This window comes from Streptomyces xanthii, from assembly GCF_014621695.1.
Taxonomy (GTDB): domain Bacteria; phylum Actinomycetota; class Actinomycetes; order Streptomycetales; family Streptomycetaceae; genus Streptomyces; species Streptomyces xanthii.
Map to the genome: position 1 here is coordinate 312124 of NZ_CP061281.1, position 24485 is coordinate 336608.

Sequence of the window (24485 nt, forward strand, 5' to 3'; positions counted from 1 at the left end):
CACGCGGAGGGGCCCGGCGACCTTGGCCGCCGGGCCCCTCCGCGCTGCCGGAAACGTCGAAAGGACGCGACCGGAGTCCCTGTCAGAGGGTGCGGAGGAAGTCGAGCAGGATCTCGTTGAACCGTTCCGGCTGTTCGAGGTTGGTGTAGTGGCCGGCGCCCTCGATGACGACGGACCGGCCGTCGGGGACGGTGTCGACGAGCCGGTCGGCGGCGGCGACGAGGTCGTCAGGTTCGAGCGAGCCGTTGACGGCCAGGACGGGGACGTCGATCTTCGGGACGCGGGACCAGGTGTCGGTCATCGGCGTGTGCAGGTTCGGTTCGCCGGGGCTGTGCTTCGACAAGGTGTGCAGGGCCATCTCGCGCAGGCGGCGCAGGATGCCGGGGTCCATGTCCTCGACCCTGCGGTGTGCGCCGGGGACGACGCGCAGGAACGCGGCGAGCCAGCCCTCGATGTCACCGGCCGCCATGGTGCGCGCGTACTCGGCGAGGATCTCCTGGTACCAGGGGTCGGTGTACTGGAACTCGCTGGTCGCCGCGCCGCAGGCGACCACGGCGCGGACCAGGTCCGGGTGTTCGAGGACGGTGTCGGTGGCGATCGCGCCGCCCATCGAGAGTCCGACGAGGACGGCGGGGCCCGCGTCGAGGTGGCGCAGCAGCGCGGCGAGGTCGTCGGCCCAGCGGAACGGCTCGGTCGCGTTGGCCGAGAAACCGTGGCCTCGTACGTCCGGGGCGATCACCCGGTGACGGGCTGCCAGGGCGGGGATCTGCGCGTCGAAGAGGCGGTGGTCGACGAAGCCGGCGTGGAGCAGCACCACCAGGTCCCCGGCTCCCGCGTCGAGATAGGCGAGGTCTCCGTCCGTCGAACCGAAGAAGCGCAGACGGCCCGAGTCGCGTTCCGAATCAGGGGTCGTGGGGCGACCCGAAGCATGTTCTGCGGCACGATCTGAAGCGGCATTCATGACAACCAAGGTGTCATCTTGAAGTCCACTTGGCAACCCAGGTGTCATGATGTGCGGGTGACCGCTTCCGGAGCCCCGCTCCCTCCCGACGCTCTCGGCCGCCGCCTCACCGAGGTCTACGACCTGGTGGGCCCGCTGTACCGACGCGCCCAGCGCAGCGTCGAACACGGCCTGACACGCGACGGCCTGAGCGTCGGCGTACGCGCCGTGCTCACGCTGCTGCGGCGCAACGGGCCGATGACCGTGCCGCAGATGGGCCGGGCCCAGGAGATCAGCCGGCAGTTCGTGCAGCGCATGGTGAACGAGGCGGCGGACGCGGGTCTCGTCGAGAGCATCGCGAACCCGGCGCACCGGCGCTCGTCGCTGATCCGGCTCACGGCGGCGGGCGAGGATCGCATCGACGCCGTACTGGACCGCGAACACGCGCTGCTCCGTCAGGTCGGCGGCGATCTGACGGAGGCGGAGGTCGCCACGTGCCTGCGGGTGCTCGGCGCGATGCTGCACTCGCTCGACCACGTGGACGCCGACTGACCTCGCACACCCTGGGCCGCCCGGGCGGAACCGACGGCTCCGGCGCGGTCACGGACGATTCCCTGTGATGCCCCTGTCAGGCGCATCTTCCTGCCGTTAGCATGTTCGAACTCATGACGATCACGCCGATCGCATGCCCTTCACCGGAAATTCATGCCATACCGAGCCGACAGATGACCAAGCGCCCCGAACCCACCGATGAGTCAGGTAAGTGAACACCACACCACCACGAATACCTTCACAGCGCCGCGACGAGCCCCTCGTCCCCCGGCGGCGGACACGCACCCTGTTCTGGTCGGCGGCGGGCGTGGTGACGCTCGTCTTCTTCGTCGCGCTGGAGATCGTGGCGCGCCGGTACGGCCAGCTCGGTCCGCTCACCGTCCAGGCTCGGGAGGTCGTCCTCGTGCCGCGCTCGGGGCCCCTGCTCTATGCCGGTCTGGCCCTGACGATGGTGGTGCTCACCTGGCGGCAGCGGGCCGTGGCGCTGGCCTGCGCGATCGGCATCGACCTGGTGTTCCTGCTGGTGCGCCTCGTGGTGGGCGGCAGTCTCCAGTTCGGCAACGGCGCCCTGTGGGTGACCCTCGGGCTCGCCGTATTGGCCGTCGTGCGCCGCACCGGCGCGGAGCGGCTCCTGCTCCTCAAGGGCGTCGGCCTCGGCATGCTGCTGGTGCTCGGTCACAAGACGGGTGACACCTGGCTGCTCATCACGTCCAAGACCCGCCCGGACGTCCTCGACCCCTACGTGGCCACCGCCGACCACGCGCTCGCCAACCCGTCGTGGCTGGTCGGCCAGGTCGTCGAGGCCACGAACCCGTTCAGCGGCCACTTCCTGCACCTGGTCTACGGCCAACTGCCGCTCGCCGCGGCCCTCGTGGGCCTGTACCAGCTGCGCAACGTGGCGGCCGAGCGGCGCTTCCCGGCCCATCACCTCGTGCGCACGTTCCTCGCCATAGGCCTGCTGGGTCCCGCGATCTACATGATCTTCCCGGTCGTCGGCCCGATCTACGCGTACGGCGCCGAGGGCGGCCAGTGGGCGGCGGCCAACGTGTGGCCCGACGCGCTGCCGGCCATCGGCGTCCCGCACCCGATCCCGTTCGACGAGATCACGCCGCGCAACTGTATGCCGAGCCTGCACACCGCGTGGGCGACCAGCCTGTTCATCCACACCCGCAAGGGCTCGCGAGGCATGCGCTGGGCGGGCACGTTCTGGCTCGTCGCCACGCTCACCGCGACCCTCGGCTTCGGCTACCACTACGGTGTCGACCTCGTCGCCGGTGTGGTGTTCGCCCTCACGATCGAGGCGGCCATGCGGGCGTTCGCGCACGGGTGGGACGTCTCGGCGACGCGGCTCGTCTCCTACGGCACCGTCGTCTTCACCGCGCTGCTGATCGCGTACCGCTGGCTGCCGACCGAGATGGCCGCCTACCCGTGGGCCTTCGGCCCGCTCCTGCTCGCGCTGCTCGGTTCGGTGATCGCCCTGTACGCGCGGACGACCGCGCTCTGGGACCAGGCGGAAACGGTGCCGGTGTCCAAGCCGGCACCCCGGCCCGCGGACGCTCAGCCGGAACTCGCCTAGCGCGCACCCCCTCCGGAACAGCGCAGCGGCCGGTGGTTCGTGACGTCACGAACGACCGGCCGCTGTGCTGTTCCTGGGCGCGGGTCGGTCAGCTCCCGTAGCCGGGCTGTCCGGGCTCCTCGCAGGTGCAGTCGTCCTCGGCCGGCGCGACCGTGAAGTCGACACCGGTCGCGTCGCCGTGCGCGGCGTCGGCCTTCTCGGTGTCCGAGCCCTTCACGTCGTGGCCGGGCGGCGGGGTGACGTGGACGGTGTAGCCGCCGGCGGCCACGTCGGAGAACGTGTAGTCGCCGTCCGCGTCGGGCGTGGTGCTGACGGGCTCGTTGCTGTCGTCCAGGACGGGCGTGCCGTCGGGCCGGCGCAGTTCGAGGACCGTGCCCTCCGGGAGCGGGTCGCCGCTCTCCGTCGCGACGTTGCCGCTGACGTTCGCCGTCTGCGCGGCGAACCACACCTGATAGGCGGGGATGCCGGTCTTCACGGAGAAGGTCAGGGTGAGGGTGCGGATCTCGGCGGTGGGGCGCAGCCAGGCGGAGGCGCCGGACGTGTCGGTGCCGCTGCCGTGCAGGGTCTGCGTCGCCGCGTCCCAGGTGGGCTCGTCGGTGTACGTGCCGCCCGTGCAGGTGGAGGGGCGGGGGCTGGCGTCGCAGTAGTTGAACGACTCCTGGAAGCCGAGCTGCCGCGCGGTCAGCGCCTGCCCGTCCGGGCCGGTGGCGCTGATCTTCACGTCGTCGGCGTCGATGTCGCCGAGCGTGATGCCCCAGCCGCCGGGCGTCGGGACCTGGTCGAACGTGAAGCTGGTGGTCGACGGGGTGCGGCCGGACGCCGTGGCGAGGTTCAGATAGGGCATGCCCTGCGAGGATCCGTAGACCTGGCCGAACGGGGTCTGTTCGCCGAGGAAGGCCGAGCCGCCGGCCGAGACGCCCGGCCGGGTGCTGTTCGTCGTGAACGTCCCCTGCGGTCCGCCGGTCGCGGCGGTGGTCACCGTTCCGGTGGAGGCCGGCGGCGCCGCGTCCAGGGTGTACCGGGCGTACTCGGCGCCGTCTGCGGCGGCCGGTGCGGCGGTGAGGCCGACGGCGACGAACGCGGCGGCGGTCACGGGCACCCAGCGGGAGGATCTGCGGAAGCGCATGAAGTGGCTTTCTGGTCGACTGCGGTGTCGACGGACAGAATCCATGATCTCCATACAAAACGGCCGCAAGGGGGCGGCGCGTCACACCGATTGCACCCCGCCGCCGCAGGCGTCGGACATCAGTCGAGGTCGAGGTCGCGTCCGTCCCGTCGATCCGTGTCGCCGCCCAGGAAGGGCAGGACCGCGGCGAGGAACTCCTGGGGGCGTGCGTGGTGGACGAGGTGACCGGCCGGGATCGTGACGAGGCGTGCGTCGGGGACGCGCCGGACGAGTTCGGCGATGTCCTCCTGCGGTACGTGGCTCGCGGGGCCGCCGGCGACGGCGAGCGTCGGGGCGGTGATGTTCCGCAGCCCTTGCGCCCAGGCGGGGTCGGGGTGGTCGAGCTGGGCCCGGACGGCGGCCACGACGGCCCAGTCGAACGAGAGCTCACCGTCCGGCCGGGTCGCGGGCTTCGGCTCGCGCGGCCGCAGCAGCGGTACGTCTTCGAGGACGAGCCGACGGACGCGAGCGGGCCGGTGCATCGCGAGCAGGGCGGCCACGACGCCGCCCATCGAGTGTCCGACGACGTCGACCCGGTCGAGCCCCAGGGCGTCGAGGTGTCCGAGGACGTCGTCGCGCATGGCTTCGACGCTGTACGTGCCGGGCCACTCGGTGCGGCCGTGCCCGCGCAGATCGAGGGCGTGGACCCGGTGCGTGCGGGCGAGGGCCGGCGCGACGCCGGCCCAGTCGCGGCTGTCCTCCCCCAGGGCGTGCAGCAGGAGGAGGGGCGGCCCGGTGTCAGGCCCGCTGATCCGGCAGGCCGACCGGAGAGATCCCGCCCGCACGATACGGAGTTCGTCGCTCATGGCCCCGACCCTGCCTTGCCCTTCGGTTCATTCGCCAGTGATCGACGGGGCGGGCCGGGCCTGTTCACCGACCGCTGAAGCCCGCCTCGGCGTCGCGTCCGGGACGGAGCTCGAGATGCGCCGGGGCGGTCCCGCGAGGGCCGCCGTGGCGACGGCGGCGAGGAGCAGCGCGGCCAGAGGGCACCAGATCGCCAGGGTGAAGCCCTCCAGCACCGAGGCCCGGGCGCCTCCCACCGCCGCCGCGGCGACGCTCGCGGCGACGGTGTTGAAGACCGCCGAGCCGATCGAACCGCCCACCTGCTGCGCCGAGTTCACGGCGGCGGACGCGATGCCGGAGTCCTGCTCGGGGACGTCGGAGGTGACGCCGGTCATGATGGCGAGGAAGCTGCCGCCGTTGCCGACGCTGAAGGTGACGAGCGCGGGCAGCACGTTCCCGGCGTAAGTGGAGTCCGGGGTGAGGAGCGTGAGCTGGAAGAGGCCGCACGCGGAGATGAACAGGCCGGCGGTCATCATGACGCGGGGCCCGAAGCGGGGCAGCAGACGGGTGCCGAGCTGGGTGGCGGTGCCCGTGGTCACGAGGCTGATCGGCAGGAAACCGAGGCCGCTGGCGACGGCGGACCAGTCCAGGACGGTCTGCAGGTAGTAGGTGAGGTAGAGCGCGACCGACAGCTGACCGGCCATGAGGGCGGCGCCCGCGAGCAGGGAGGCGACGCGGCGGCGGTCCTTCATCAGGCGCGGCGGCAGCAGCGGGGTCGACGCGCGGGTCTGCCACCAGGCGAAGACGCCGAGCATGACCGTGCCGCCGATGAGGGAGCCGAGCACGGTCGGGCCGGTCCAGCCATGTGCCTCGGCCTGGCTGCAGCCGTGGACGAGAGCGGTCAGGCCGCCGCAGCCGAGCACGGCGCCGGCGATGTCGATGCGGCCGGTGAGGCGGCGGGTGAGGTCCGGCGGGGTCCAGCAGGTGCCGAGCAGGGCGGCGAGGGCGATGGGCACGTTGACCAGGAGGCACCAGCGCCAGCCGAACCACTGGGTGAGGAAGCCGCCGAGGACGACGCCGAGGGAGGCGCCTGCGCCGCCGAGCGCGCCGAAGAGGGCGATGGCGCGGCGCCGTTCGCGCGGGTCGGTGAAGGTGGTCGCGACGAGCGCCAGCGCGGAGGCGGCGAGGAGCGCCGCGAACGCGCCCTGCACCGCGCGGGCCGCGAACAGCGTCTGGGCGGTGGGCGCGAGGCCGGCCGCGGCGGACGCGAGCGCGAAGCCGCCGAGACCGATCGCGAACACCCGCTTGCGGCCCACGTGGTCGGCGATCCGGCCGGCGAGCAGGAGGAGGCCGCCGAAGGCGACGGTGTAGGACGTGACCACCCAGGGGCGGTCGCCGTCGCTCATGCCGAGTTCGGTCTGCAGGGACGGCAGGGCCACGTTCACGATCGTGCTGTCGAGCAGGATCATCAGCTGGGCCAGCCCGAGGACGCTCAGCGCCCACCAGCGGCGCGGGTGCGGGGTCGGGGCGATCGGGGCGGGGGCTGAGGACGACGGCACAGGCATGCCACTTTTTGTATACCAAATTCGACCCTCGGGGCAAAAATGGGATCCCATGTCGGCCGACGCGTGGGCGGAATCAGGACAATCAACACCCCTGGGGCGCACCGGAGGGGTAGCTTCGGTATACGGAAATCCGGGGGCCCGTCAGGCGGGGGCGTACCCCCGCTCCCGAACGAGCTCGTCCGCGAGGGCGGTGAACGCGCGGGCGGCCGCGCTGCGGTAGCCGCTCTCGCGGTGCAGGAGCGCGACGCGACGGGCGGGCAGCGGCGGGTCGAGCGCGACGGGAACGAGGTGCGGGTGGTCGTCCGTGACGGCGTCGGGCAGCACGGTGGCGAGCCCCGGGACGCGCTGCACGATCTCGGTGATCGCCTGGACGGAGTTGGCCTCGACGACGACGGGCGGTGTGACGCGGTGTTCGGCGAGGTAGCCGTCGACGTGTTCGCGGGTCACGAAGTCGCTGCTCAGCAGGGCGAGTTGCCGCTCGGCGAGGCGGCGCACCGGCAGCGCGGCGCGGTCCGCCCCCGGATCGGCGGTCGCGGCGACGACCAGGCTCAGGGTCTCGGTGAACAGGGCGCGGGCGCCGATGCCGGGCAGATGCGGGCCCGCGAAGGCGATGCCGAGGTCGATCTCGTCGGCCAGCAGGCTCGTCTCCATCCGGTCCTTGGCCATCTCGCGCACGTCGAGCGTGATGCCGGGGTGCTTCTCGTGCATCGCGCGCACGAGCGGGCCGATCAGGTACGCGGTGAAGGTCGGCGTCATCGCGAGGCGCAGATGGCCGCGCGAGAGGTCGGCGACGTCGAGCACGGCGCGGTCGGCGGCGGCCAGGTCGCGCAGCGCGCGGCGCGCGTAGTGGACGTAGGCCTCGCCGGCGTCGGTGAGGCGTACGCCGCGTCCGCCGCGGTCGAGGAGCTGGGCGCCGACCACCCGCTCCAGCTGCTTGATCTGCTGGGACAGCGTGGGCTGCGAGATGCGCAGCTCCTCCGCGGCCCGCGTGAAGTTCCCGTTCTCCGCCACGGCGATGAGGTAGCGGAGATGTCGCAGCTCAGGACCCATGTGAGCACTATAGGGCGCCCATCCATAGATGACATCGATAGGAGTCATGGATATCAAGTCTTGGACACTATAGGACCAGGTCGTGCAGGGTTGTTCCTGCCGGCCCACCCAGGAGGTCCGGCAGGACCCGAAGGGAGAGACGGATGGACAAGCTTTTCGACGGTGTCGCGCATTTCCGCCGCGACGTCTTCCCCGGCAAGCGAGACCTGTTCGCCCAGCTCGCGTCGGAGCACCGGCCGGAGACGCTGTTCATCGGCTGTTCCGACGCCCGGGTGCCGCCGGAGCTGATCACGCAGAGCGAGCCGGGCCGGCTGTTCGTCATCCGCACCGCGGGCAATCTGGTCCCGGCGTACGCGCCCGGTTCGGACGGCGTCGCTGCGAGCGTCGAGTATGCCGTCTCCGTGCTCGGCGTCCAGGACATCGTCGTCTGCGGGCACTCGTCCTGCGGCGCGATGACCGCCCTGGCCGAGGAGCACGACCTGTCGGCGGCGCCGGTGATCGCGGACTGGCTGCGGCACGCGGACGGGGCCCGCGCCAGGGCCCGTACGGTGTCCGCTCCCGCCGGTGAGCCGGCCTCCTCCCGGGTGGCCACCCTGGTCCGCGCCAACGTGGTCGCCCAGTTGCAGAACCTCGGCACCCACCCCTCCGTCGTCCGTGCCCTCGCCGAGCAGCGGCTCACGCTGCACGGCTGGGTGTTCGACATCGCCTCCGGCTCCGTGGAGGTGCTCGAGACGGGCACCCGCACCCCGGTGCCGGCCGCCTGACCCGCGGGGCGAGCTCCCCCACCCCACCACCCCACACCTCCCGGGGGCCGGGACCCCGCTCCCGGCCCCGCACGAAAGGAACTCCTCATGATCCACGCCCAGTTCTCCCCCGAGGCCCGCGACGCCGTCGCCACCGCCGCCGTCGCCGCCAAGACGCGCCGCGACCTGTCGTGGCAGCAGATCGCCGACGCGGCCGGTCTGTCCCCGGCGTTCGTGACGGCGGCCGTCCTCGGCCAGCACGCCCTGCCCGAGGCCTCCGCCCAGGCCGTCGGCGAGCTGCTCGGCCTCGACGAGGAGGCGATCCTCCTCCTCCAGACCATCCCGACCCGCGGCTCCATCCCGGGCGGCATCCCCACCGACCCGACGATCTACCGCTTCTACGAGATGCTCCAGGTCTACGGCACCACCCTGAAGGCCCTGGTCCACGAGCAGTTCGGCGACGGCATCATCTCCGCGATCAACTTCAAGCTGGACGTGAAGAAGGTCGCCGACCCCGAGGGCGGCGAGCGCGCGGTCATCACGCTGGACGGCAAGTACCTGCCGACCAAGCCTTTCTGACCCTCACGCCGACGACGACTCGTCCATAGAGCCCCACCCCCGGTACGAGCGGCGGTGGCGGGCGGCTCCGGCCGTCCGTCACCGCCCGTTCGCACATCACCGGAGCGCACCCCGCTCCACCCGCGCCGAGAAGGGAAGAACCATGGCCGCCTCCCCCCGCCGCCACACTCTCGTGTTTCTCGCCATCACCGGTCTGCTCGTCCTCGCGAGCGCGTGCACGGCCGAGTCCCGGGGAGCCGGGTCCGGCCGCTCCAGCTCCTCCGCCGCCGGGGACTCGGGCGCGAACCGCTCCGCGAGCGCCGACCTGCTCCGTGCCGCCGGCTCGGGCGACGCCGACGCCGTCCGTACGGCCATCGAGCGCGGCGCCGACCTGGAGACCCGCGACGGCGACGAGCGCACCCCGCTGCTCCTCGCCGCCTCCGGCGACCACGTGGACGCCGCGAAGGCCCTCGTCGACGCGGGCGCCGACCCCGACGCCCTCGACGCCCGGCACGACACACCCTGGCTGGTGACCGGGGTGACCGGCAGCGCCGCGATGGCCCGCACCCTCGCGCAGGCCGACCCCGACTACACGATCGTGAACCGCTACGGCGGCACGTCCCTGATCCCGGCCGGTGAGCACGGGCACGTCGACTACATCCGCGAGGTCACCACCAACCCGGACATCGACGTCGACGTGAACCACGTCAACGACCTCGGCTGGACCGCCCTGCTGGAGGCCGTCATCCTCGGCGACGGCGGAGCGGACCACCAGGAGAGCGTGCGGCTGCTGCTGGCGGCCGGTGCCGACCGCTCCGTCGAGGACAAGGACGGCACGACGGCCCTGGAGCACGCCGAACTGCGCGGCCAGCGCGAGGTCGCCCGGCTGTTGCGCGCCTGAGCGGGGATACTTGCCGTCGATCACCGAAGGCAAGGACGAGGGGCAGGGGTCCAGTGACCGTCGATCACCGGGTGGGACCGCCGAGTTTCGGCGACGAACGGGAGACGCTGCGGGCGTTTCTCGACTATCAGCGCGCGACGCTCGCCATGAAGTGCGAGGGGCTCGGCGACGAGGAGCTGAAGGAGCGGTCGATGCCGCCGTCCACGCTCACGCTGCTGGGACTGGTGCGGCACATGGCGGAGGTCGAACGCGCCTGGTTCCGCCGGGTGTTCGAGGACCACGACGTGCCGATGGTCTGGTCCGACGAGATCGACTTCCAGGCCGCGTACGACGCGGGCGGATCGAGCCGCGCCGAGGCGTTCGGCGCGTGGGAGGCCGAGGTGGAGCACTCCCGGCGCATCGAGCGCGCGGCCGCGTCACTGGACGTGGCCGGGTACCAGCCGCGCTGGGAGGAGCAGGTGTCGCTGCGGATGGTGATGGTCCACGTGCTCCTGGAGTACGGCCGCCACAACGGCCACGCGGACTTCCTCCGGGAGGGCGTGGACGGCACGGTGGGCGCCTGAGGGCGGACGGGTTCAGCGCCGATGGCCCGGCTGCCCCTCGGGTGGGCCGGCCAGGTGGGCCAGCAGCAGTGCGGCCAGCCGGGCCGGCACCCGGAGCGGCAGATAGTGGTCGGCGGCGCGCAGGGTCTCGCCGTGCGCGTCCCGGATGCCCTTGGTCAGGCGGTCGGCGATGACCGCGATCTCCGGGTGGTCGTGGGTGCCGTGCAGCACCAGGGCCGGGGCGTCGATCTCCGCGAGGCGGGACGCGGCGTCGTGGCCTGGGGTGCCCGTCAGCCAGGCCTCGCTGACGAGCCGTCGCTCCGCGTTCTCCGTCACCATCCGCTCGATGAGCGCTCCCCCGGGCGCCTCCCGTCCCAGCGCCGCCCACACCGAGAGTTCCAGCGCGGCCAGTTCGGCCGCGTCGCCCGAGCGCCGGGCCGCGCCGTAGGCGGCCGTGTCCGGGGTGTCGGGCCAGATGTGGCCGCCGAGCGAGGACGCGACCAGGGCCAGGGACGTGACCCGGTCGGGGTGGGTGAGGGTGAAGTCCAGGGCGGTCTCGCCGCCCATGCTCAGGCCGACCAGCGCCGCGCGTTCGACGCCGCAGTGGTCGAGCACGGCGCTCAGGTCCGTGACGTCGCTGAACCAGGTCGTCGGCGGTGTGGAGCGGCCCAGGCCGCGCGCGTCGTAGCGGATGACGTGGTGGTGCCGGGCCAGTTCAGGGGCGACGGCGTCCCACAGCCGCGCGTCCATTCCGGCGCCGTGGAGCAGCACCACCGGCGAGCCGGTGCCGGCCCGCAGGAGGTGGAGGCTGCCCTCGCCCGGTGCCGGTATCTCTTCCCCGTACGCGTTCGTCATGGGCCGATCCTGTCCGATCCGGCGGCCCCGCACCACCAACGGCCCTTGCCCCACCGGAAGGCGGGACAAGGACCTCGGCGATCGGGCGGTGTCAGTCGCGTTCCACGTCGACCGTGGTCAGGGACGCGTACCGCTCGGGGTCGCGGCGGCGGATACGGAAGGCCACGGCCAGGCCCGCGGCGAGGACCAGCGGGAGCGGCACGAGCAGCAGCGTGTTCGTGAGGCCGGTGCGGCCGGTGAGGAGGTCGAAGTGGATCACCGCGAGGACGGTGAGCACGGCCAGGCCGGCGCAGGACACGAGGGGCGCCCAGACCACGCGGAAGGCCGACAGGCCCTTGCGGTCGTGACGGAAGTACGCCCACACGGCGAGGGCGGCCAGCGCCTGCATGCCCATGATGCCGAGGACACCGACGCTGTTCGTCCAGAGGAAGACCTCCCCGTACGGGTCGGCGGCGAGCAGGGCGCCGCCGCCGATGAGGGCGAGGTTGAACAGGGTCTGCGCGACGACGGCGCCGCTGGGCGATCCGTGCCGGCGGGACACCGCGCCGAGCCGCCGGGGCAGCAGGCCCTCGCGGCCGAGGGCGTAGAGGTAACGGGCGGCGGCGTTGTGGAAGGCGAGTGTCGCGGCGAAGGCACTGACGACGATGAGGCCGTGCATGGCGTCCGCGAGCCACGGCCCCGCGTACGTCTCGGCCGCGGTGAAGGTGAGATCGGGTCCGGCGGCCGCCCGGGCCAGTTCCACGGCGCGCTCGGTGCCGAACGCGCCCATGACGAGCCAGCACCCGGCCGCGTAGAACACGGCGAGGAAGCCGATCGCGATGAACGTGGCGCGGGGCACCGTGCGCTGCGGGTCGCGGACCTCCTCGGCGAAGATCGCGGTGGACTCGAATCCGGTGAACGCGCCGATGACCAGGACGAACATGCCGGCCGCGCCGCCGACGGCGAGGGTCGACGGGTCGAAGGAGGCGGGATCGAGCGCGGCGGCGCCGCGGTCACCGAGGATGCCGCCGTCCATGACGAGCAGGGAGAGCACCTCGAGGACGAGCGCGACGCCGAGGACCTTGGCGCTCAGCGTGACGCGCAGCCAGCCGAGCACGCCGACGGCGGCCACGCACACGCCGGAGAGCAGCCACCACGGCACGTCGGCGCCGGTGGCGTCCCGGACCGAGCCGGTGGCGAAGTAGCCGAAGGCGGCCGCGACTCCGGGGGTGACGAGGTTGTAGGAGACGACGGCGACGTACGCGGTGCCGACGCCGAGCGCGCGGCCGAGGCCTCGGGCGACGTAGGCGTAGAAGGCGCCGGCGTTGCGGACGTAGCGGCTCATCGCGGTGAAGCCCGCGGCGAAGAGGGCCAGCAGCGCGCCCGAGATCAGGTAGGCGAGGGGTGCGCCGGCGCCGCCGATGCCGATGGCGAAGGGGGCGACGCCGGCGAGGACGGTGAGCGGCGCGGCGGCGGCCACGACGAAGAAGACGAGGTCGAAGGTGCCGATGCGGCCCGCGGCGAGCCGCCCTGAGCCCTGCTCCTCGGCGCCCGGCGCGGAGTCCGAGCGGGCCGGGCTGTCGGTGGTGGTCGTCATCTGGTGTCTCCCGCCGGGGCGTTCGGGGCGGTGGTCGCGGGCGGCGCGTAGCGCGGGTAGGAGTCGGTCGGCTCGGGTCCGACGACACGTCCGGCGTGCAGGACGGCGACGCGGCGCGGGTGCGAGGCGACGGCCTCGGGGACGGAACCGGCGGCGACGGCGACGAGGTCGGCGCGGCTGCCGGGGGTGAGCCCGTAGTCGGCGAGGCCGAGCGCGGCGGCTGCCTCGTCGGTGACGAGGGCAGCGGCGTGGTGGAGTTCGGCGTCGGTCATGAGGCCGGAGCGCAGGCCGATGACGGTGGCGCGCTCGAGCATGTCGCCGGTGCCGTACGGCCACCAGGTGTCGCGGATGTTGTCGGAGCCGCCGAAGACGCGGACGCCGTGCTCGCGCAGGCGCAGGACGGGCGGCAGGGGACCGCGCGGTCCGTTGGTCATGATCGAGACGCCGGCGGCGGCGAGCGCCTTGGCGGTGCGGTCGAGTTCGGTGTCGTCGACGTCACCGAGGGCGTAGGCGTGGGAGACGGCGACGTGGCCGCCCAGGCCGAGGGCGGCGGTGCGGGCCGCGATGTCGCGCAGCTGCGCGGTGCCGGACTCGCCTCCGTCGTGGAGGTGGATGTCGAGGCCCTTGCCGTGGCGTTCGGCGAGGCCGAAGACGATGTCGAGCTGGCCGGCCGCGTCCTGGTCGAAGCCGGCCGGGTCGAGGCCGCCGATCAGGTCGGCGCCTTCGGCGAGCGCGGCGTCGAGGAGGTCGGCGACGCCCGGCGCGGCGACGACGCCGCTCTGCGGGAAGGCGACGATCTGGATGCCGAGCCGGTCCCGGAACTCTTCCCGGACCGTCTGCACGGCGTGGAGGTGGTCGAGTCCGGTCTCGAGGTCGATGTCGACGTGGCTGCGGACGTGCCCGGTGCCGTGCGCGACCATGCGGCGGGCGAGGGCGGCGGCCCGCTCCACGACCGGCACGGGCGAGCCGGTGCGGGCGGCGCGCTCGGAGGCGATCTGTTCCTGGAGGGTGGCGGTCTCGCGGTGCGGCTGCCAGGGCCCGCCGAGGAAGGTCTTGTCGAGGTGGGCGTGGCCGTCCACGAAGGCGGGCAGCAGCAGCGCCCCGTGCAGGGGCAGCTCGTCCGGTGCCGGGGTCCGGCCGGGGACGTGTTCCTCGACGGCGTGCACGCGGCCGCCGCGCAGGCGGACGTCGACGGTGCGGCCGTCGGGGAGCGTCGCTCCGAGCAGGGCGGCGGGTTCGGGCGGGGCGGCAGCCTCGCGCATGTCATCTCCTTCAGTCGTACAGCTCGGCCCAGCCTCTGGGAAAGTGGCTGGTGAGCGCGGTGCGACGTCAACGTAACTGGTATACCGAATACCAGACAATGCTTCTCGGGAACGGATTTTCGTGCCGGGTCACCGGGTCTGCGAAGATCGGCTCTGCACCACCCGTCTCAGCACCGCCTGGAGCCCTCGTCATGCCGACGCCCCGTACGACCGCCGACACCGCCATCGGGGACACCCACCGGTCCCTGCGCGAGCGGGTGTACGTGGAGCTGCGCGAGCGGATCATCGAGGGGCAGTACCCGGCGGGGATGCGTCTGGTCGAGCGGGAGATCGCCGACGAGCTGCGGGTGTCGCGGGTGCCGGTGCGCGAGGCGATGCAGCGGCTCGCCTCCGAGGGTTTCCTCACGGTGCAGCCCCGGCGGGGTTCGGTGGTGGCCGGGTTCGGGCCCGAGGACGCGGCGCACCTGTTCGACATCCGGGAGAACCTGGAGGGCCTCGCGGCGCGGCTGGTCGCGCGCGGGGCCACGCCCGCGGAGCTGAAGGACCTGGAGAAGCTGCTCGCGCGGGCCCGCAAGGCGGCCGAGGCGGGCCGGCTGCGCGCGGCGGTGTCGCTCAACGCGGACTTCCACCGGCGCATCGTGGAACTGTCGGGCAACCCGCTGCTCGTCGACGTGATGGCGCCGCTGGACTCGCGACTGCGCCGGCTGTTCCGGCTCACGTCGGGCCAGGCGGACGGCGAGCCGATGTGCGGGGCGCACGAGCGGCTCTTCGAGGCGATCCGGGACGGTGACGAGGCACGGGCCGAGGAGCTGGCGCGGGCCCACGTGGCGGACACCCGGGACTCGGCGCTGCACCTGCTCGCGGAGCAGCCGGAGCGGGAGAACTCCGCGCAGGGCTAGGGCCTGTCTGACCGTTCCCTTCTGCTTCCTTCGGACGACGAAGGGAATGGTCGGACAGGCCCTGGGGAGTTCGGGGAGAGGGTGGGCCGCCGCGCCCGCCGGGGGGATTAACGGAACGCGGCGGCAGCCACGACTTCACCGTGCCATCGCCGGAGGCCGCCCGCCCCCGGGGCGCGGCAGTCGGGTGAGCGGCGCCGGGCGGGCCGTGCCGCACGAACGGAGGCTCCGAATCCGGTGGCGCCGGTGATCACCGGCTGCGTAGCGTGCGACGGCCGGGCGTTCGTCCGGCGGACGACGGCAGCGGCGACAGAGAGCGAGCTCACCTGATGCAACCGACCTTCGTACTGGTCCACGGCGCGTTCGCGAACTCCTTCTCGTTCGCGCCGCTCCAGGCCGAACTCGGGCTGCTGGGGCACCGGTCGGTCGCGGTGGACCTGCCCGGGCACGGCTTCGCGGCGACCTACACGTACGCGTACCAGGCTCCGCAGGACACGGCGGCGCTGGCCGAGGCGCCGGGCGCCATCAAGGGCGTCACGCTCGCCGACAACGCGGCGCATCTGATCGGGGTGCTGGAGCGGGCGAAGCGGAACGGGCCGGTGATCCTGGTCTCGCACAGCCGCGGCGGGATCACGGCGACGGCCGCGGCCAACGCCCGGCCCGATCTCATCGACCGGCTCGTGTACGTCTCGGCGTGGTGCCCGGTCGACCTGGACGTGAACGACTACTACGCACAGCCGGAGATGGCCGACGTGGACGCGGGGTCGCTGGGGCTCGCGGTGGCCGGGAACCCGGCCGAACTGGGCCTGGTCCGGGTCAACTTCCGCACCGCGGACCCGGCGGCGCTCGCCGCGCTCCGCGCTGCGTTCGCGGCGGACGTGACGGACGAGCAGTTCCTGACGTTCCTCAACACGTTCCAGCCGGACGAGAACCTGGACGTGGGCGGCACGGCCGACCGGGCGCGGGCCGCGACGTGGGGCACGATCCCGAAGACGTACGTCCGCCTGGCCGACGACACGAGCATGCCGCTCGCGCTGCAGGACCGGCTGATCAGGGAGGGCGACGCGCTGACCCCGGACAATCCGTACGACGTACGCACGCTGGCGAGCAGCCACCTGAGGTGGCTGGTCGACCCGGCTCCGGCGGCCCGGGTCCTGGCGGACGTCGCCGCGCTCACCACGTACGGATGAGCTGAGCCGGAGGTTCTCGAACGAAACGGGCACGCCCGGGGGCCCGCCCGTGTCACACTCGGCACACGCTGACGCCGCTCCCCCCGTGGCGGCGTCAGCGTTCCCCGGCCTTGTGCGTCCGGCGGGTCAGCGCTTGCGCGTGAACCAGAGGTAGACGCCGCCCACGACGCCCAGCGCGATGACACCGAGCGCGAACAGCATCTGCGGCAGCTCCCCGGCCGGGTCGACGGTGGCCATCACGAAGGAGACGACGACGGGGCCGACGACGCCGAGCACGGTGCCGACCGTCTTGTGCGCGACCGTCCAGCGCGCGGACATCCACAGCAGGACGAGGCCCGCGATCCAGCAGCCGAGCTGCAGGAACGACCACACGAGGGCGGCCGGCGAGGCGAGCGCCAGGAGCAGCACGGGGGCCACCGGGTGCACGCCGCGCTTGGCGGGCGCGGCGACGCCGGCCTCGGCCAGCGCGGTCGCGGCGATGGCGCGCGGGTCCCCCAGCTCGCGCAGCACCTCGGCCTCGGCGTCGGGGCGCTCCGCGAGGGCCACCGCTATGTGTTCGGCCAGGTCCGCGATCAGTTCCTGCCTGCGCTCGGCGGGCAGCCCCGCGGCCTCGCGCTCCACCGACGCGAGGTAGTCCTGGATCCGGGCCGACGGCTCGGCGGTCTTCATGGGGTGTCTCCTGATCGGTGGTCGCCCTGCCGTGACGGGGCGAGAAAGTGGTCCACGGCATCCCGGAACGCAGGCCAGACGTGGGTAAACTCGGCGAGCGCGGCATGACCCGCCGCCGTGAGTTCGTAGTAGCGCCTCGGTGGTCCGGACGCCGACTCCTGCCAGGTCGTCTCGACGAGCTCGTCCCGCCTGAGGCGGGACAGCAGCGGGTACACGGTGCCTTGGCTCGTGGCCAGCGCCCCGCTCTCCTCCAGCCTGCGCAGCAGCTCCACTCCGTACAGCGGGCCGTCACGCATCAGCGCCAGGACGCAGTACTCGAGCACGCCCTTGCGGAGCTGGCTCGCGGCCTTCCCCGCGTCGCGCTTACTCGCCTTGCCTGGTTCCATGCAATGCATAGTACCTTGCCGCCATGACCACGTCACCCCTCCCCTTGAGGGGACGCTTCGGGTCAGCCTCCACTTGAGGGAGTGCTCCGGATGAGCTTGTACGCGAGGGGGAACGCTCGGGCTCAGCCGCGGCCGAACAGGTCCGCCGGTTCCCCGCGCCGGGTCCCGGTCGCGTCGGGCCGGCCGGGCACCTCACGGCCAAGCGCCTGCCAGTGCGCCACGAGCGCGTCGTAGATCGGCGTCGCGGAATGCGTCGCCGCCCGCGTCCTCACGTCGTCCTGTCCTGACTCCCCGCGCTGGTCGCGCGGTGCAGGAACGGTTTTCCCCGTGTCAACCACGGACTGCCCAACGAGCGGACGGGTCCGGGGCCACGGCCTGCCGCGCCAAGAGGCCCTAACGTGCTCCCATGACCTCCGACGACACCCCGCCCGGCGCCTTCCCGCCGCGCCCACTGCGGGACCTGCGGGTGGTGTACGCGCGCCAGGCCGGCTGCCCCGCCGACTTCGCGGAGATCGTCGTGGACTTCGAGCCCTGGGAGCCGGGCTTCGTCTTCGAGGTGCACGCCGACCTGGAGCGGCGCCGCCCGGTCCCGGCGAGTGAACTGGCCGTGTACGCCGCCGCCGTGGAGGAGGGGCTCCGCGCGGAACTGGCGACGCTCGCCCCGGAGTTCCCGGCGGCCGTGGCCGTCGTGCTGCGTGCCGTGCGGGTGCACGAGGTCGACTCGCACGCGGGCGCGTTCCGCACGGCGGGCCGGCTGGCGGTACGGCGGGCGCTCGCCGAGGTGCACGGACCGCCGCGCCGGCCCAAGCGTTCCGGGCCGGCACAGCGCTGAAGCGGCACGGGCCGCGCGCCCGGACCGCTTCAGGACGGTTCGTCAGTCCCCGGCGACCAGCAGCACGTCCTGCTGCCCCGTCGCGTGGAAGCGCGGCACCGGCAGACCGCCCTCCGGGGCCAGTTCGAGAACCGTCGCCTCGACCTCGGCCTCGCCCGGCTCGACGGCGCCCTCGGGCACCTGGCCCGTGTTGTGCCAGGTGTGCTCGACGCCGTCGCACACGGCGCGGGTGCCGCCGATGCCCCGGCGCAGGCCCGGGTTCTCGGTGTCGCGCACGGAGGACGAGACGAAGACGGGGCCCTCGGCACCGGAGCAGCGGTAGGTGCCGGACAGGGACACCGTGCCGTCGGCCGAGACATGGCCGACGCGGTCGACCGTCACCGAGCCTCCGGGCGCGGCGGCCTGGGCCACGGGGGCGGCGGCCAGCAGGGCGAGGGCTCCGGCGGCAGCGCTCAACACCAGACGAAGAGACATCGGACAAGCTCCTCTTGTGGGGGGATTTTTCACGTACAGGGGGTCATTCGGGGTTCATTCATATCCGTCCGTCCTGGTCACGCACCGGCCATCACTCCATCGGGGGCGCGTCCCCACCAGGCCGGATGGCAAAGTGGGCAGCGTCGATCCACGAGCCCGAAGGCGGCCCACCCATGCGTCTGTTGCTCATCCGGCACGGTCAGACCCCGTCGAACCTGAAGCGCCTCCTGGACACGGCGGAGCCCGGCCCGGGGCTGACGCCGCTCGGGCAGCGGCAGGCGGCGGCACTGCCCGGGGCGCTCGCGGAGGAGCGGATCGACGCCCTGTACGCGTCGACGCTGCTGCGCACCCAGTTGACGGCGACGCCGCTGGCGCGGGCGCGCGGGCTCGACATCGTGGTGCGGCCCGGCATCCGGGAGATCGAGGCCGGCGAACTGGAGATGCGGGGCGACGAGGCGGCCATCACGACCTATCTGACGACGGCGCTCGCCTGGGCCGCCGGAGACCTGGACCGGCGGATGCCGGGCGGTGAGAGTGGACTCGCGGCGCTCTCCCGGTTCGACGAGGTCGTCGCCGAGGCCGCCGCGGGCGGCGCCGAGAGCGTGGCCATGGTCAGTCACGGCGCCGCGATCCGGATGTGGGCCGCGGCGCGCGCGGGGCGCCTCGATCCTCTCGAAGCGGCCGATCAGCACCTCGACAACACGGGGATGGTCGTGGTGACCGGCTCCCCCGCCGACGGCTGGCGGCTCGAACGCTGGGACAGCAGACCGGCGGGCCCGCGCGATCCCGCGCCGCACCACGAGGGCCCGGCGGGCGAACCGCTCGGCGACGCCTGAGGCGCCGCCGGGCGGCGGCTCAGGCCACGCGGGACGCGATGACGCGGGCGCACTCCATCGGCCCGGTGCCGGTGGTGTCGACCTCCAGGTCGTAGACCACGCCCTCGTGGACGGTCTTCGCCTGGGCTGCCGCCATGCCCCGCGCCCGGTCGCCGCGCGCCACCTCGCGTTCGGCGGCGACCTCGGGCTCGCAGCGCACGCCCACCCACAGCACGTCCAGGTCGCCGAGGGCCCGCAGCCAGCGCTGCTGGGAGGCCGCGCCGCCCAGGAAGATCTCGTCGATCACGATGCGGGCGCCGGCCCGCGCCATCGTGACGACGCCCTCGGTCCAGGCGGTCTCCAGCGTGCGGAAGACCTCGCCGACCTGCACCGTGCCGTCCGGCGCGATGTCGATGCCCTCCTCGCCCGACCGCATGCGGGCGGGCAGCGCGTCGACGAACGAGTCGGCTCCGAACGCCAGCCAGGGCTCGGGGAGCAGCTCCTGCAGGCACCGTACGATGCCTGATTTCCCGGCGCTGGAACCGCCGTTGAGGATGATCATTCGGGTCGTCATCGCGCCAGCGTACGGCGTGCCCGGCGAGCGCGGGGCGGCTCCGAGTTGCACGAACGGAGTAATGACCCGAGGCTGTATGTGACTCTCCCGACACCCCCACTCACCCTGAGTGAACGCCGGGTGAGCCCCCAGAGACAGAAAGGGTGAACGGCATGGATCCGCGTTACGTCCACATCGACGCGGGGGTCACCACGCAGGACATCGCGCTCGTGGACCGCGATGTGACCGCACGGCTGCTGAACTGGGGGCTCGGCGCGTATGTGCGGCCGGTCGGCGCTTGCGTCGACATCCTGCTGCGTCTGGCCGGCGAGACCCGGGCCGGCGGGGCGCACGCCGTCGAGATGTGGTGGAACGGGCGCCACCTGATCACCGCCGTGTCCGGCACGGCACCGGGTGTCCTGCGGGACACCACCGGGCTGCATCCGGGACTCGTCCGGGTGGCGGCGCTCAGCGACGGCTGGGGCGTGTGTGCGGGCAGGTCCGGCACGCTCACCTGGTTCTCGCACCGGACCCACGAACATCAGCCGGCCCTGCGGGTGCCGCGGCCGCCCACGCCCGTGCTGCACACGGCGCGTGTCCCGGAGGCCGAGGCGTTCAGCCCTGCGGTTCCGAGATGTTGACCATCCAGGCGATCCCGAAGCGGTCGGTGCACATGCCGAAGACGTCGCCCCACATCTGCTTCTCCAGGGGCACGCCGACGACACCGCCTTCGGACAGCTTCGCCCAGTAGCCGCGCAGCTCGTCGGCGTCGTCACCGCTGAGCGAGAGCGAGATGTTGCGGCCCGGCCGGTACTCCATGCCGGGCGGCGTGTCGGAGGCCATCAGGGTGTAGCCGGACGGGGTGTCGAGCATGGCGTGCATGATCTTGTCCGCCACCTGCTCGACACCCGGGGCGCCCGTCTCGCCGAAGGTGTTGAGGGCCAACTCCCCTCCGAACACCTGCTGGTAGAACTCCATGGCCGGGCGGGCGTCGCCGTCGAACTGGATGTAGGGGTTGAGTCGAGAAGCCACTGCCTGTTCCCTTCGATGCGGGTGCGGTTGCCCGCATTATGGGACGGCTTCCCGCTCTCCGCCCGGCGACGGGTGACGGCCCTCCCGGCATGTCCCGTCCGGCGCCTGTCCCCCGCCTGCACCCGGGCGCCCCGGCATACCCACCCGATCCACCGACCCCACCCGCAACACCGACACAAGTCCCTCTGGCAGAGGTCGAGTTGAGGCCTGACAATGAGGAGGTCGCGTTCTGCGCGGCCCGGCTCCGCCGTCTCATCCCCGTGTCGGCGGAGCCGGTCACGCCTGTGCTCAGGAGACCCCCACGGGGTCGAAGTCGATCTTCTCGCGGACCCCGCAGTCGGGGCAGCACCAGTCGTCGGGGACCTCCTCCCACGGGGTTCCGGCCGGGAAGCCCTCGCGGGGGTGGCCCGCGTCCTCGTCGTAGACGTAGTCGCAGGACGGACAGCGGTACCGGCTCATGCGGCGACGCCCGGGGTTCCCTCGGGGCGCTCTCCCGCGCCGTACCGGGCGAGCAGGGCGCCGCGCCGCGCGGGCTGGAGGTTGGCGCGCCGGACGTCGCCTCCGTAGTGGGCGAGCACCCGGTGGTCCATGACGCGGCGCCACAGCGGCGGGAAGTACGCGAGCACGATCATGCCCGCGTATCCGGTGGGCAGTTCGGGGGCGTCCTCGAAGTGACGCAGGGCCTGGTAGCGGCGGGTGGGGTTGGCGTGGTGGTCGCTGTGCCGCTGGAGGTGGTAGAGGAAGACATTGGAGGCGACGTTGTCGCTGTTCCAGCTGTGCTTGGGGGCGCAGCGTTCGAACCGGCCGCTCTCGGTGCGCTCGCGCAGCAGGCCGTAGTGCTCGGTGTAGTTGATGACCTCGAGCAGGCAGAAGCCGAAGACGGCCTGGCCGACGAGGTACGGCAGGACTTCCGGCCCGAACGCGATCGCGAGTGCGGCGAAGAGGGCCGCGGACATGGCCCAGGCGCTCAGGATGTCGTTGCGCGGGGTCCACGGGGAGCCGCCGCGGCGGGTCAGGCGGCGCTTCTCCAGGCGCCACGCGGAGGCGAGGCTGCCGATGACGGTGCGCGGCAGGAAGCGCCAGAAGCTCTCGCCGAGCCGTGCGCTCGCCGGGTCGTCGGGGGTGGCCACCCGGACGTGGTGACCGCGGTTGTGCTCGATGTAGAAGTGGCCGTAGAAGGTCTGCGCGAGCGCGACGCGGGAGAGCCACCGCTCGGTCGACTCCTTCTTGTGGCCCAGTTCGTGGGCGGTGTTGATGCCGATGCCGGCGACGCCGCCGAGGGTGACGGTCAGGCCGATCCGGGAGACGAGCGAGAGGTCGCCCCCGGTGAGCAGGGCGCAGCCGGCGACGAGGCCCGCGTACTGGAGCGGCAGGTACATGTAGGTGCACCAGCGGTAGTAGCGGTCGGCCTCCAGGCGGGCGAGGGCGCTGTCGGGCGGGTTCGCGGAGTCCTTGCCGATGAGCTGGTCGATGACCGGGAAGAGGACGTAGAGCAGGATCACCCCGCTCCACCAGAAGACGTCGAGGCCGGTGAGTTCCACCAAGCCCCAGGCGATGAAGGGGAAGCACGGCACGATCAGGCCCATCAGCCACAGGTAGCGCTTCGGGTCCCGCCAGGGCGGTGCCTCGTGCGGGGGTTCGGTCTCGCGGTGCAAGGGCACGGCCGGTCTCCTCACGGATCACATCATTGGACACTTGAGGCACGTACTGTCCGGCAAAGTGACACCAGTCCGGGCGGGCGTCAATGGCCCGCGCAGGGATCGGTGCAATCGAGGCGTGAAGAAGCGGGCACAGTGGGGACGCGAGGCGTTGCTCCGGTGAAGGTCCGTGCCGCGTACGGAGGTTGACGTCTTGTCAGGACTCGTCGGCGGCGGGCGCGGGGTAGGCGATCCGTGTGGTGATCGCGGCGATCCTGCGGGCCGATTCCTCGGGTGAGGCGGCGGGCTGCACGATGTGGCTGACCGTGAGCCGGACGATCGCCTCCACGGCGAGGCTGCGGGAGAGGTCGTCGACCTCGGGCCAGGCGTCGGCCGCGTAGGCGTCGAGCATGACGGTCGCGGTGTCGAAGACCGGCTCGGGGCGGGTCGTCAGGTAGGCGAGCAGATCGTCGCCCTCGCCACCCCGGGCCGCGGTGAGCACGGACTTGATGAGCGGGTTGTCGGCGGCCTGGCCGAGGACGAAGCCGACGCCCGCACGGGCCGCCGCGTCGAGGGAGTCGCGGTGCGCGTCGAGCTCGCGCTGGATCCCGAGCAGGAACCGCTCGGCCTCGCGCTCCACGAGGGCCAGGCCGATCGCGTCCTTCGAGTTCGAGCCGAACTCGTTGTAGACCGTCTGCCGGCTCACCCCCGCGGCCCGCGCCACGGCCGCGACCCGGAGCCGCCCCCAGCCCTCCGTCGTCACCAGCTCGTATGCGGCGTCCAGCACCCGCTCGCGGAGCAGGTCGCGGACGGCCTCTCGGAAGCGCGTCATGATCAGCCCACTCTAGACGGAGGACGGCGGCCGGGAAGGGGCGGGATCCCCGGTCCGCGGCCCGCCCGCTCGGCCGCGCGGCGGCGTACCGCGAGCCCGAAGGCGAAGGCGGCGAGCAGCGCGGGGACGGCCAGTTCGACGACGACCGACACGAGCCAGTCCGGGTTGATCCCTCTCGTCTCCCCGCTGACGAACCGGCAGGTCGCCTGGGGCGGGAAGAGGCTCGCGTCGAGGGTCTGCGGCGCGCCGGCGCTCCAGCCGTCGCCGTCGGAACAGGCCGTCGAAGGGCTGGGCAGGAGCCTCCACGCGGCGAGGAGGTAGGCCATGACGAAGACGGAGCCGAGCACGAAGAAGGCCGTCCCGGTCCTGCGCACCTTCTCGGTACGGGACATGGGGCGCACCAGATCGCCGCCGGGCCGCGGGTCGAGGCACTCGGCGACCAGGGCCCCGAGCAGGGCGACGACCATGACGACGAGCCCGGCCCACAGCAGGAAGCCCAGGGGCGCCCGGCCGCCGACGGACGCGACCTCGCCCTGGGCGAACTCGCAGACGGTCGCGGGCGGGAACGCCTGGTCGCGTACGCGGATCAGCCGGCCGGGCCCCTCGGTCAGGCCCTGCGTGCAGCGTTCGCCGAACTCCAGCATGCCGAGGAGGGCGACCCCGCAGCCGGCGAGCAGCGCGGCGAACGCGATCGCGGAGGCGGCCCACAGGCCGTCGGTCCGGTAGCCGCTCGGCGTTCCCTCGGGTGGCATTCCCGCACTGTAGTCGTGGAGGCCCGGTGGTCAAACCATGGGGAGGAAGTGACGGGGGTGAAGTGGCCGGAATCGAGGCGCGGTTCGGATGGGGCCGCTGTGACGAGCGTCGTCGGGATCCGGCTCCGGCCCCCGACTCGGCCTGATCCCGGCGGTGTTCGCGCCCCGTGTGAGCCGTGCGCACACCCCGGTCACTCACGCACCCTCGCCGTGGCCGGAATTGCGCGGTCCACTGAGCTCATGCACCGCGCCACACGGCCTCGTGGATGCGGTGCCGGGCCGCTGTCCTCCCCTCTCGCCCGGCGGCCCCCAGCGCGCCCCGGGGCACTGCGCGGGCTTCGGTTCCCAG

The 24485-nt window shown here is 72.9% G+C and carries 29 protein-coding genes; 11 read left to right on the forward strand and 18 right to left on the reverse strand.

Annotated features, from left to right (window positions below; all coding sequences use genetic code 11):
• Positions 1 to 82: 82 nt before the first annotated feature.
• Positions 83 to 961 carry an alpha/beta fold hydrolase gene (locus IAG42_RS01465; RefSeq protein WP_223205804.1) on the reverse strand — a complete coding sequence of 293 codons (879 nt, stop codon included), beginning with the start codon at positions 959 to 961 and terminating at the stop codon, positions 83 to 85.
• A 57-nt stretch (positions 962 to 1018) separates the two neighbouring features.
• Here IAG42_RS01465 and IAG42_RS01470 point away from each other — a divergent pair, with 57 nt between their 5' ends.
• A complete protein-coding gene (locus tag IAG42_RS01470) occupies positions 1019 to 1492 on the forward strand; it encodes a MarR family winged helix-turn-helix transcriptional regulator (protein ID WP_188335166.1) in 474 nt (157 codons plus the stop codon).
• A 286-nt stretch (positions 1493 to 1778) separates the two neighbouring features.
• Complete coding sequence (locus IAG42_RS01475; RefSeq protein ID WP_188341128.1) at positions 1779 to 3068, forward strand: phosphatase PAP2 family protein; 1290 nt, start codon at positions 1779 to 1781, stop codon at positions 3066 to 3068.
• An 88-nt stretch (positions 3069 to 3156) separates the two neighbouring features.
• Here IAG42_RS01475 and IAG42_RS01480 read toward each other — a convergent pair whose 3' ends face one another.
• The 4 genes from IAG42_RS01480 to cynR all read right to left on the reverse strand — a co-directional run bounded on the left by IAG42_RS01480 (position 3157) and on the right by cynR (position 7631).
• A complete protein-coding gene (locus IAG42_RS01480; protein ID WP_188335167.1) occupies positions 3157 to 4194 on the reverse strand; it encodes a hypothetical protein in 1038 nt (345 codons plus the stop codon).
• A 119-nt stretch (positions 4195 to 4313) separates the two neighbouring features.
• A complete protein-coding gene (locus IAG42_RS01485; protein ID WP_188335168.1) occupies positions 4314 to 5039 on the reverse strand; it encodes an alpha/beta fold hydrolase in 726 nt (241 codons plus the stop codon).
• A 27-nt stretch (positions 5040 to 5066) separates the two neighbouring features.
• Positions 5067 to 6581: an MFS transporter gene (locus IAG42_RS01490; RefSeq protein ID WP_188335169.1), complete on the reverse strand. Its 1515-nt coding sequence runs from the start codon at positions 6579 to 6581 to the stop codon at positions 5067 to 5069.
• Between the two features lie 141 nt (positions 6582 to 6722).
• Complete coding sequence (gene cynR / locus IAG42_RS01495) at positions 6723 to 7631, reverse strand: transcriptional regulator CynR (protein WP_188335170.1); 909 nt, start codon at positions 7629 to 7631, stop codon at positions 6723 to 6725.
• Between the two features lie 143 nt (positions 7632 to 7774).
• Here cynR and IAG42_RS01500 point away from each other — a divergent pair, with 143 nt between their 5' ends.
• The 4 genes from IAG42_RS01500 (at position 7775) to IAG42_RS01515 (ending at position 10396) form a co-directional block, all read left to right on the forward strand.
• Positions 7775 to 8395: a carbonic anhydrase gene (locus IAG42_RS01500; protein ID WP_188335171.1), complete on the forward strand. Its 621-nt coding sequence runs from the start codon at positions 7775 to 7777 to the stop codon at positions 8393 to 8395.
• Positions 8396 to 8482: 87 nt separating this feature from the next.
• Entirely contained in the window at positions 8483 to 8953 is a 471-nt protein-coding gene (gene cynS / locus IAG42_RS01505) for a cyanase (protein WP_188335172.1), read from the forward strand.
• Positions 8954 to 9095: 142 nt separating this feature from the next.
• Positions 9096 to 9833: an ankyrin repeat domain-containing protein gene (locus IAG42_RS01510; RefSeq protein WP_188335173.1), complete on the forward strand. Its 738-nt coding sequence runs from the start codon at positions 9096 to 9098 to the stop codon at positions 9831 to 9833.
• A gap of 53 nt (positions 9834 to 9886) precedes the next feature.
• Positions 9887 to 10396 carry a DinB family protein gene (locus IAG42_RS01515; RefSeq protein ID WP_188335174.1) on the forward strand — a complete coding sequence of 170 codons (510 nt, stop codon included), beginning with the start codon at positions 9887 to 9889 and terminating at the stop codon, positions 10394 to 10396.
• 12 nt (positions 10397 to 10408) lie between these two features.
• Here IAG42_RS01515 and IAG42_RS01520 read toward each other — a convergent pair whose 3' ends face one another.
• The 3 genes from IAG42_RS01520 to IAG42_RS01530 form a co-directional block, all read right to left on the reverse strand.
• Positions 10409 to 11230: an alpha/beta hydrolase gene (locus IAG42_RS01520; protein ID WP_188335175.1), complete on the reverse strand. Its 822-nt coding sequence runs from the start codon at positions 11228 to 11230 to the stop codon at positions 10409 to 10411.
• A gap of 91 nt (positions 11231 to 11321) precedes the next feature.
• Positions 11322 to 12806: an APC family permease gene (locus tag IAG42_RS01525; RefSeq protein ID WP_188335176.1), complete on the reverse strand. Its 1485-nt coding sequence runs from the start codon at positions 12804 to 12806 to the stop codon at positions 11322 to 11324.
• Complete coding sequence (locus tag IAG42_RS01530; RefSeq protein WP_188335177.1) at positions 12803 to 14068, reverse strand: amidohydrolase family protein; 1266 nt, start codon at positions 14066 to 14068, stop codon at positions 12803 to 12805. Before IAG42_RS01530 ends, IAG42_RS01525 begins: the two co-directional genes overlap by 4 nt.
• Before the next feature lie 191 nt (positions 14069 to 14259).
• Here IAG42_RS01530 and IAG42_RS01535 point away from each other — a divergent pair, with 191 nt between their 5' ends.
• Both IAG42_RS01535 and IAG42_RS01540 read left to right on the forward strand, forming a co-directional pair.
• Positions 14260 to 14967, forward strand: a complete 708-nt coding sequence (locus IAG42_RS01535) for a GntR family transcriptional regulator (protein ID WP_188335178.1) — start codon at positions 14260 to 14262, stop codon at positions 14965 to 14967.
• 326 nt (positions 14968 to 15293) lie between these two features.
• Positions 15294 to 16154 carry an alpha/beta fold hydrolase gene (locus IAG42_RS01540; protein ID WP_188335179.1) on the forward strand — a complete coding sequence of 287 codons (861 nt, stop codon included), beginning with the start codon at positions 15294 to 15296 and terminating at the stop codon, positions 16152 to 16154.
• Between the two features lie 126 nt (positions 16155 to 16280).
• On the opposite strand, the gene IAG42_RS01545 is transcribed toward IAG42_RS01540, so the two are convergent.
• The 3 genes from IAG42_RS01545 to IAG42_RS01555 form a co-directional block, all read right to left on the reverse strand.
• Positions 16281 to 16823 (reverse strand): HAAS signaling domain-containing protein, encoded by a 543-nt coding sequence (locus IAG42_RS01545; RefSeq protein ID WP_188335180.1) that lies wholly within the window; start codon positions 16821 to 16823, stop codon positions 16281 to 16283.
• Complete coding sequence (locus IAG42_RS01550; RefSeq protein ID WP_188335181.1) at positions 16820 to 17209, reverse strand: PadR family transcriptional regulator; 390 nt, start codon at positions 17207 to 17209, stop codon at positions 16820 to 16822. The genes IAG42_RS01545 and IAG42_RS01550 overlap by 4 nt, the downstream gene beginning before the upstream one ends.
• Positions 17210 to 17331: 122 nt before the next feature.
• Positions 17332 to 17481: a hypothetical protein gene (locus IAG42_RS01555; RefSeq protein ID WP_188335182.1), complete on the reverse strand. Its 150-nt coding sequence runs from the start codon at positions 17479 to 17481 to the stop codon at positions 17332 to 17334.
• 134 nt (positions 17482 to 17615) lie between these two features.
• Here IAG42_RS01555 and IAG42_RS01560 point away from each other — a divergent pair, with 134 nt between their 5' ends.
• Positions 17616 to 18041, forward strand: a complete 426-nt coding sequence (locus tag IAG42_RS01560) for a hypothetical protein (protein ID WP_188335183.1) — start codon at positions 17616 to 17618, stop codon at positions 18039 to 18041.
• A gap of 42 nt (positions 18042 to 18083) precedes the next feature.
• On the opposite strand, the gene IAG42_RS01565 is transcribed toward IAG42_RS01560, so the two are convergent.
• Positions 18084 to 18515 carry a DUF6299 family protein gene (locus IAG42_RS01565; protein WP_188335184.1) on the reverse strand — a complete coding sequence of 144 codons (432 nt, stop codon included), beginning with the start codon at positions 18513 to 18515 and terminating at the stop codon, positions 18084 to 18086.
• 173 nt (positions 18516 to 18688) lie between these two features.
• Between IAG42_RS01565 and IAG42_RS01570 the strand changes: the two genes are divergently transcribed.
• Positions 18689 to 19351: a histidine phosphatase family protein gene (locus IAG42_RS01570; protein WP_188335185.1), complete on the forward strand. Its 663-nt coding sequence runs from the start codon at positions 18689 to 18691 to the stop codon at positions 19349 to 19351.
• Positions 19352 to 19370: 19 nt separating this feature from the next.
• Here the strand turns inward: IAG42_RS01570 and cpt are convergent, their stop codons facing one another.
• Positions 19371 to 19904, reverse strand: coding sequence for a chloramphenicol phosphotransferase CPT (gene cpt / locus IAG42_RS01575; protein WP_223205805.1), 534 nt, complete (start codon positions 19902 to 19904; stop codon positions 19371 to 19373).
• A 152-nt stretch (positions 19905 to 20056) separates the two neighbouring features.
• Here cpt and IAG42_RS01580 point away from each other — a divergent pair, with 152 nt between their 5' ends.
• Positions 20057 to 20524, forward strand: a complete 468-nt coding sequence (locus tag IAG42_RS01580; protein ID WP_188335186.1) for a pep a2 — start codon at positions 20057 to 20059, stop codon at positions 20522 to 20524.
• Here the strand turns inward: IAG42_RS01580 and IAG42_RS01585 are convergent.
• The 5 genes from IAG42_RS01585 to IAG42_RS01605 all read right to left on the reverse strand — a co-directional run bounded on the left by IAG42_RS01585 (position 20499) and on the right by IAG42_RS01605 (position 24136).
• Positions 20499 to 20915: a VOC family protein gene (locus IAG42_RS01585; RefSeq protein WP_188335187.1), complete on the reverse strand. Its 417-nt coding sequence runs from the start codon at positions 20913 to 20915 to the stop codon at positions 20499 to 20501. The genes IAG42_RS01580 and IAG42_RS01585 overlap by 26 nt on opposite strands.
• A 288-nt stretch (positions 20916 to 21203) precedes the next feature.
• Positions 21204 to 21374 carry a rubredoxin gene (locus tag IAG42_RS01590; RefSeq protein WP_188335188.1) on the reverse strand — a complete coding sequence of 57 codons (171 nt, stop codon included), beginning with the start codon at positions 21372 to 21374 and terminating at the stop codon, positions 21204 to 21206.
• Positions 21371 to 22576, reverse strand: coding sequence for an alkane 1-monooxygenase (locus IAG42_RS01595; RefSeq protein ID WP_223205806.1), 1206 nt, complete (start codon positions 22574 to 22576; stop codon positions 21371 to 21373). The genes IAG42_RS01590 and IAG42_RS01595 overlap by 4 nt, the downstream gene beginning before the upstream one ends.
• A gap of 193 nt (positions 22577 to 22769) precedes the next feature.
• Positions 22770 to 23384 (reverse strand): TetR family transcriptional regulator, encoded by a 615-nt coding sequence (locus IAG42_RS01600; RefSeq protein ID WP_188335189.1) that lies wholly within the window; start codon positions 23382 to 23384, stop codon positions 22770 to 22772.
• Positions 23385 to 23386: 2 nt separating this feature from the next.
• Complete coding sequence (locus IAG42_RS01605) at positions 23387 to 24136, reverse strand: hypothetical protein (RefSeq protein WP_188335190.1); 750 nt, start codon at positions 24134 to 24136, stop codon at positions 23387 to 23389.
• Between the last annotated feature and the right edge of the window lie 349 nt (positions 24137 to 24485).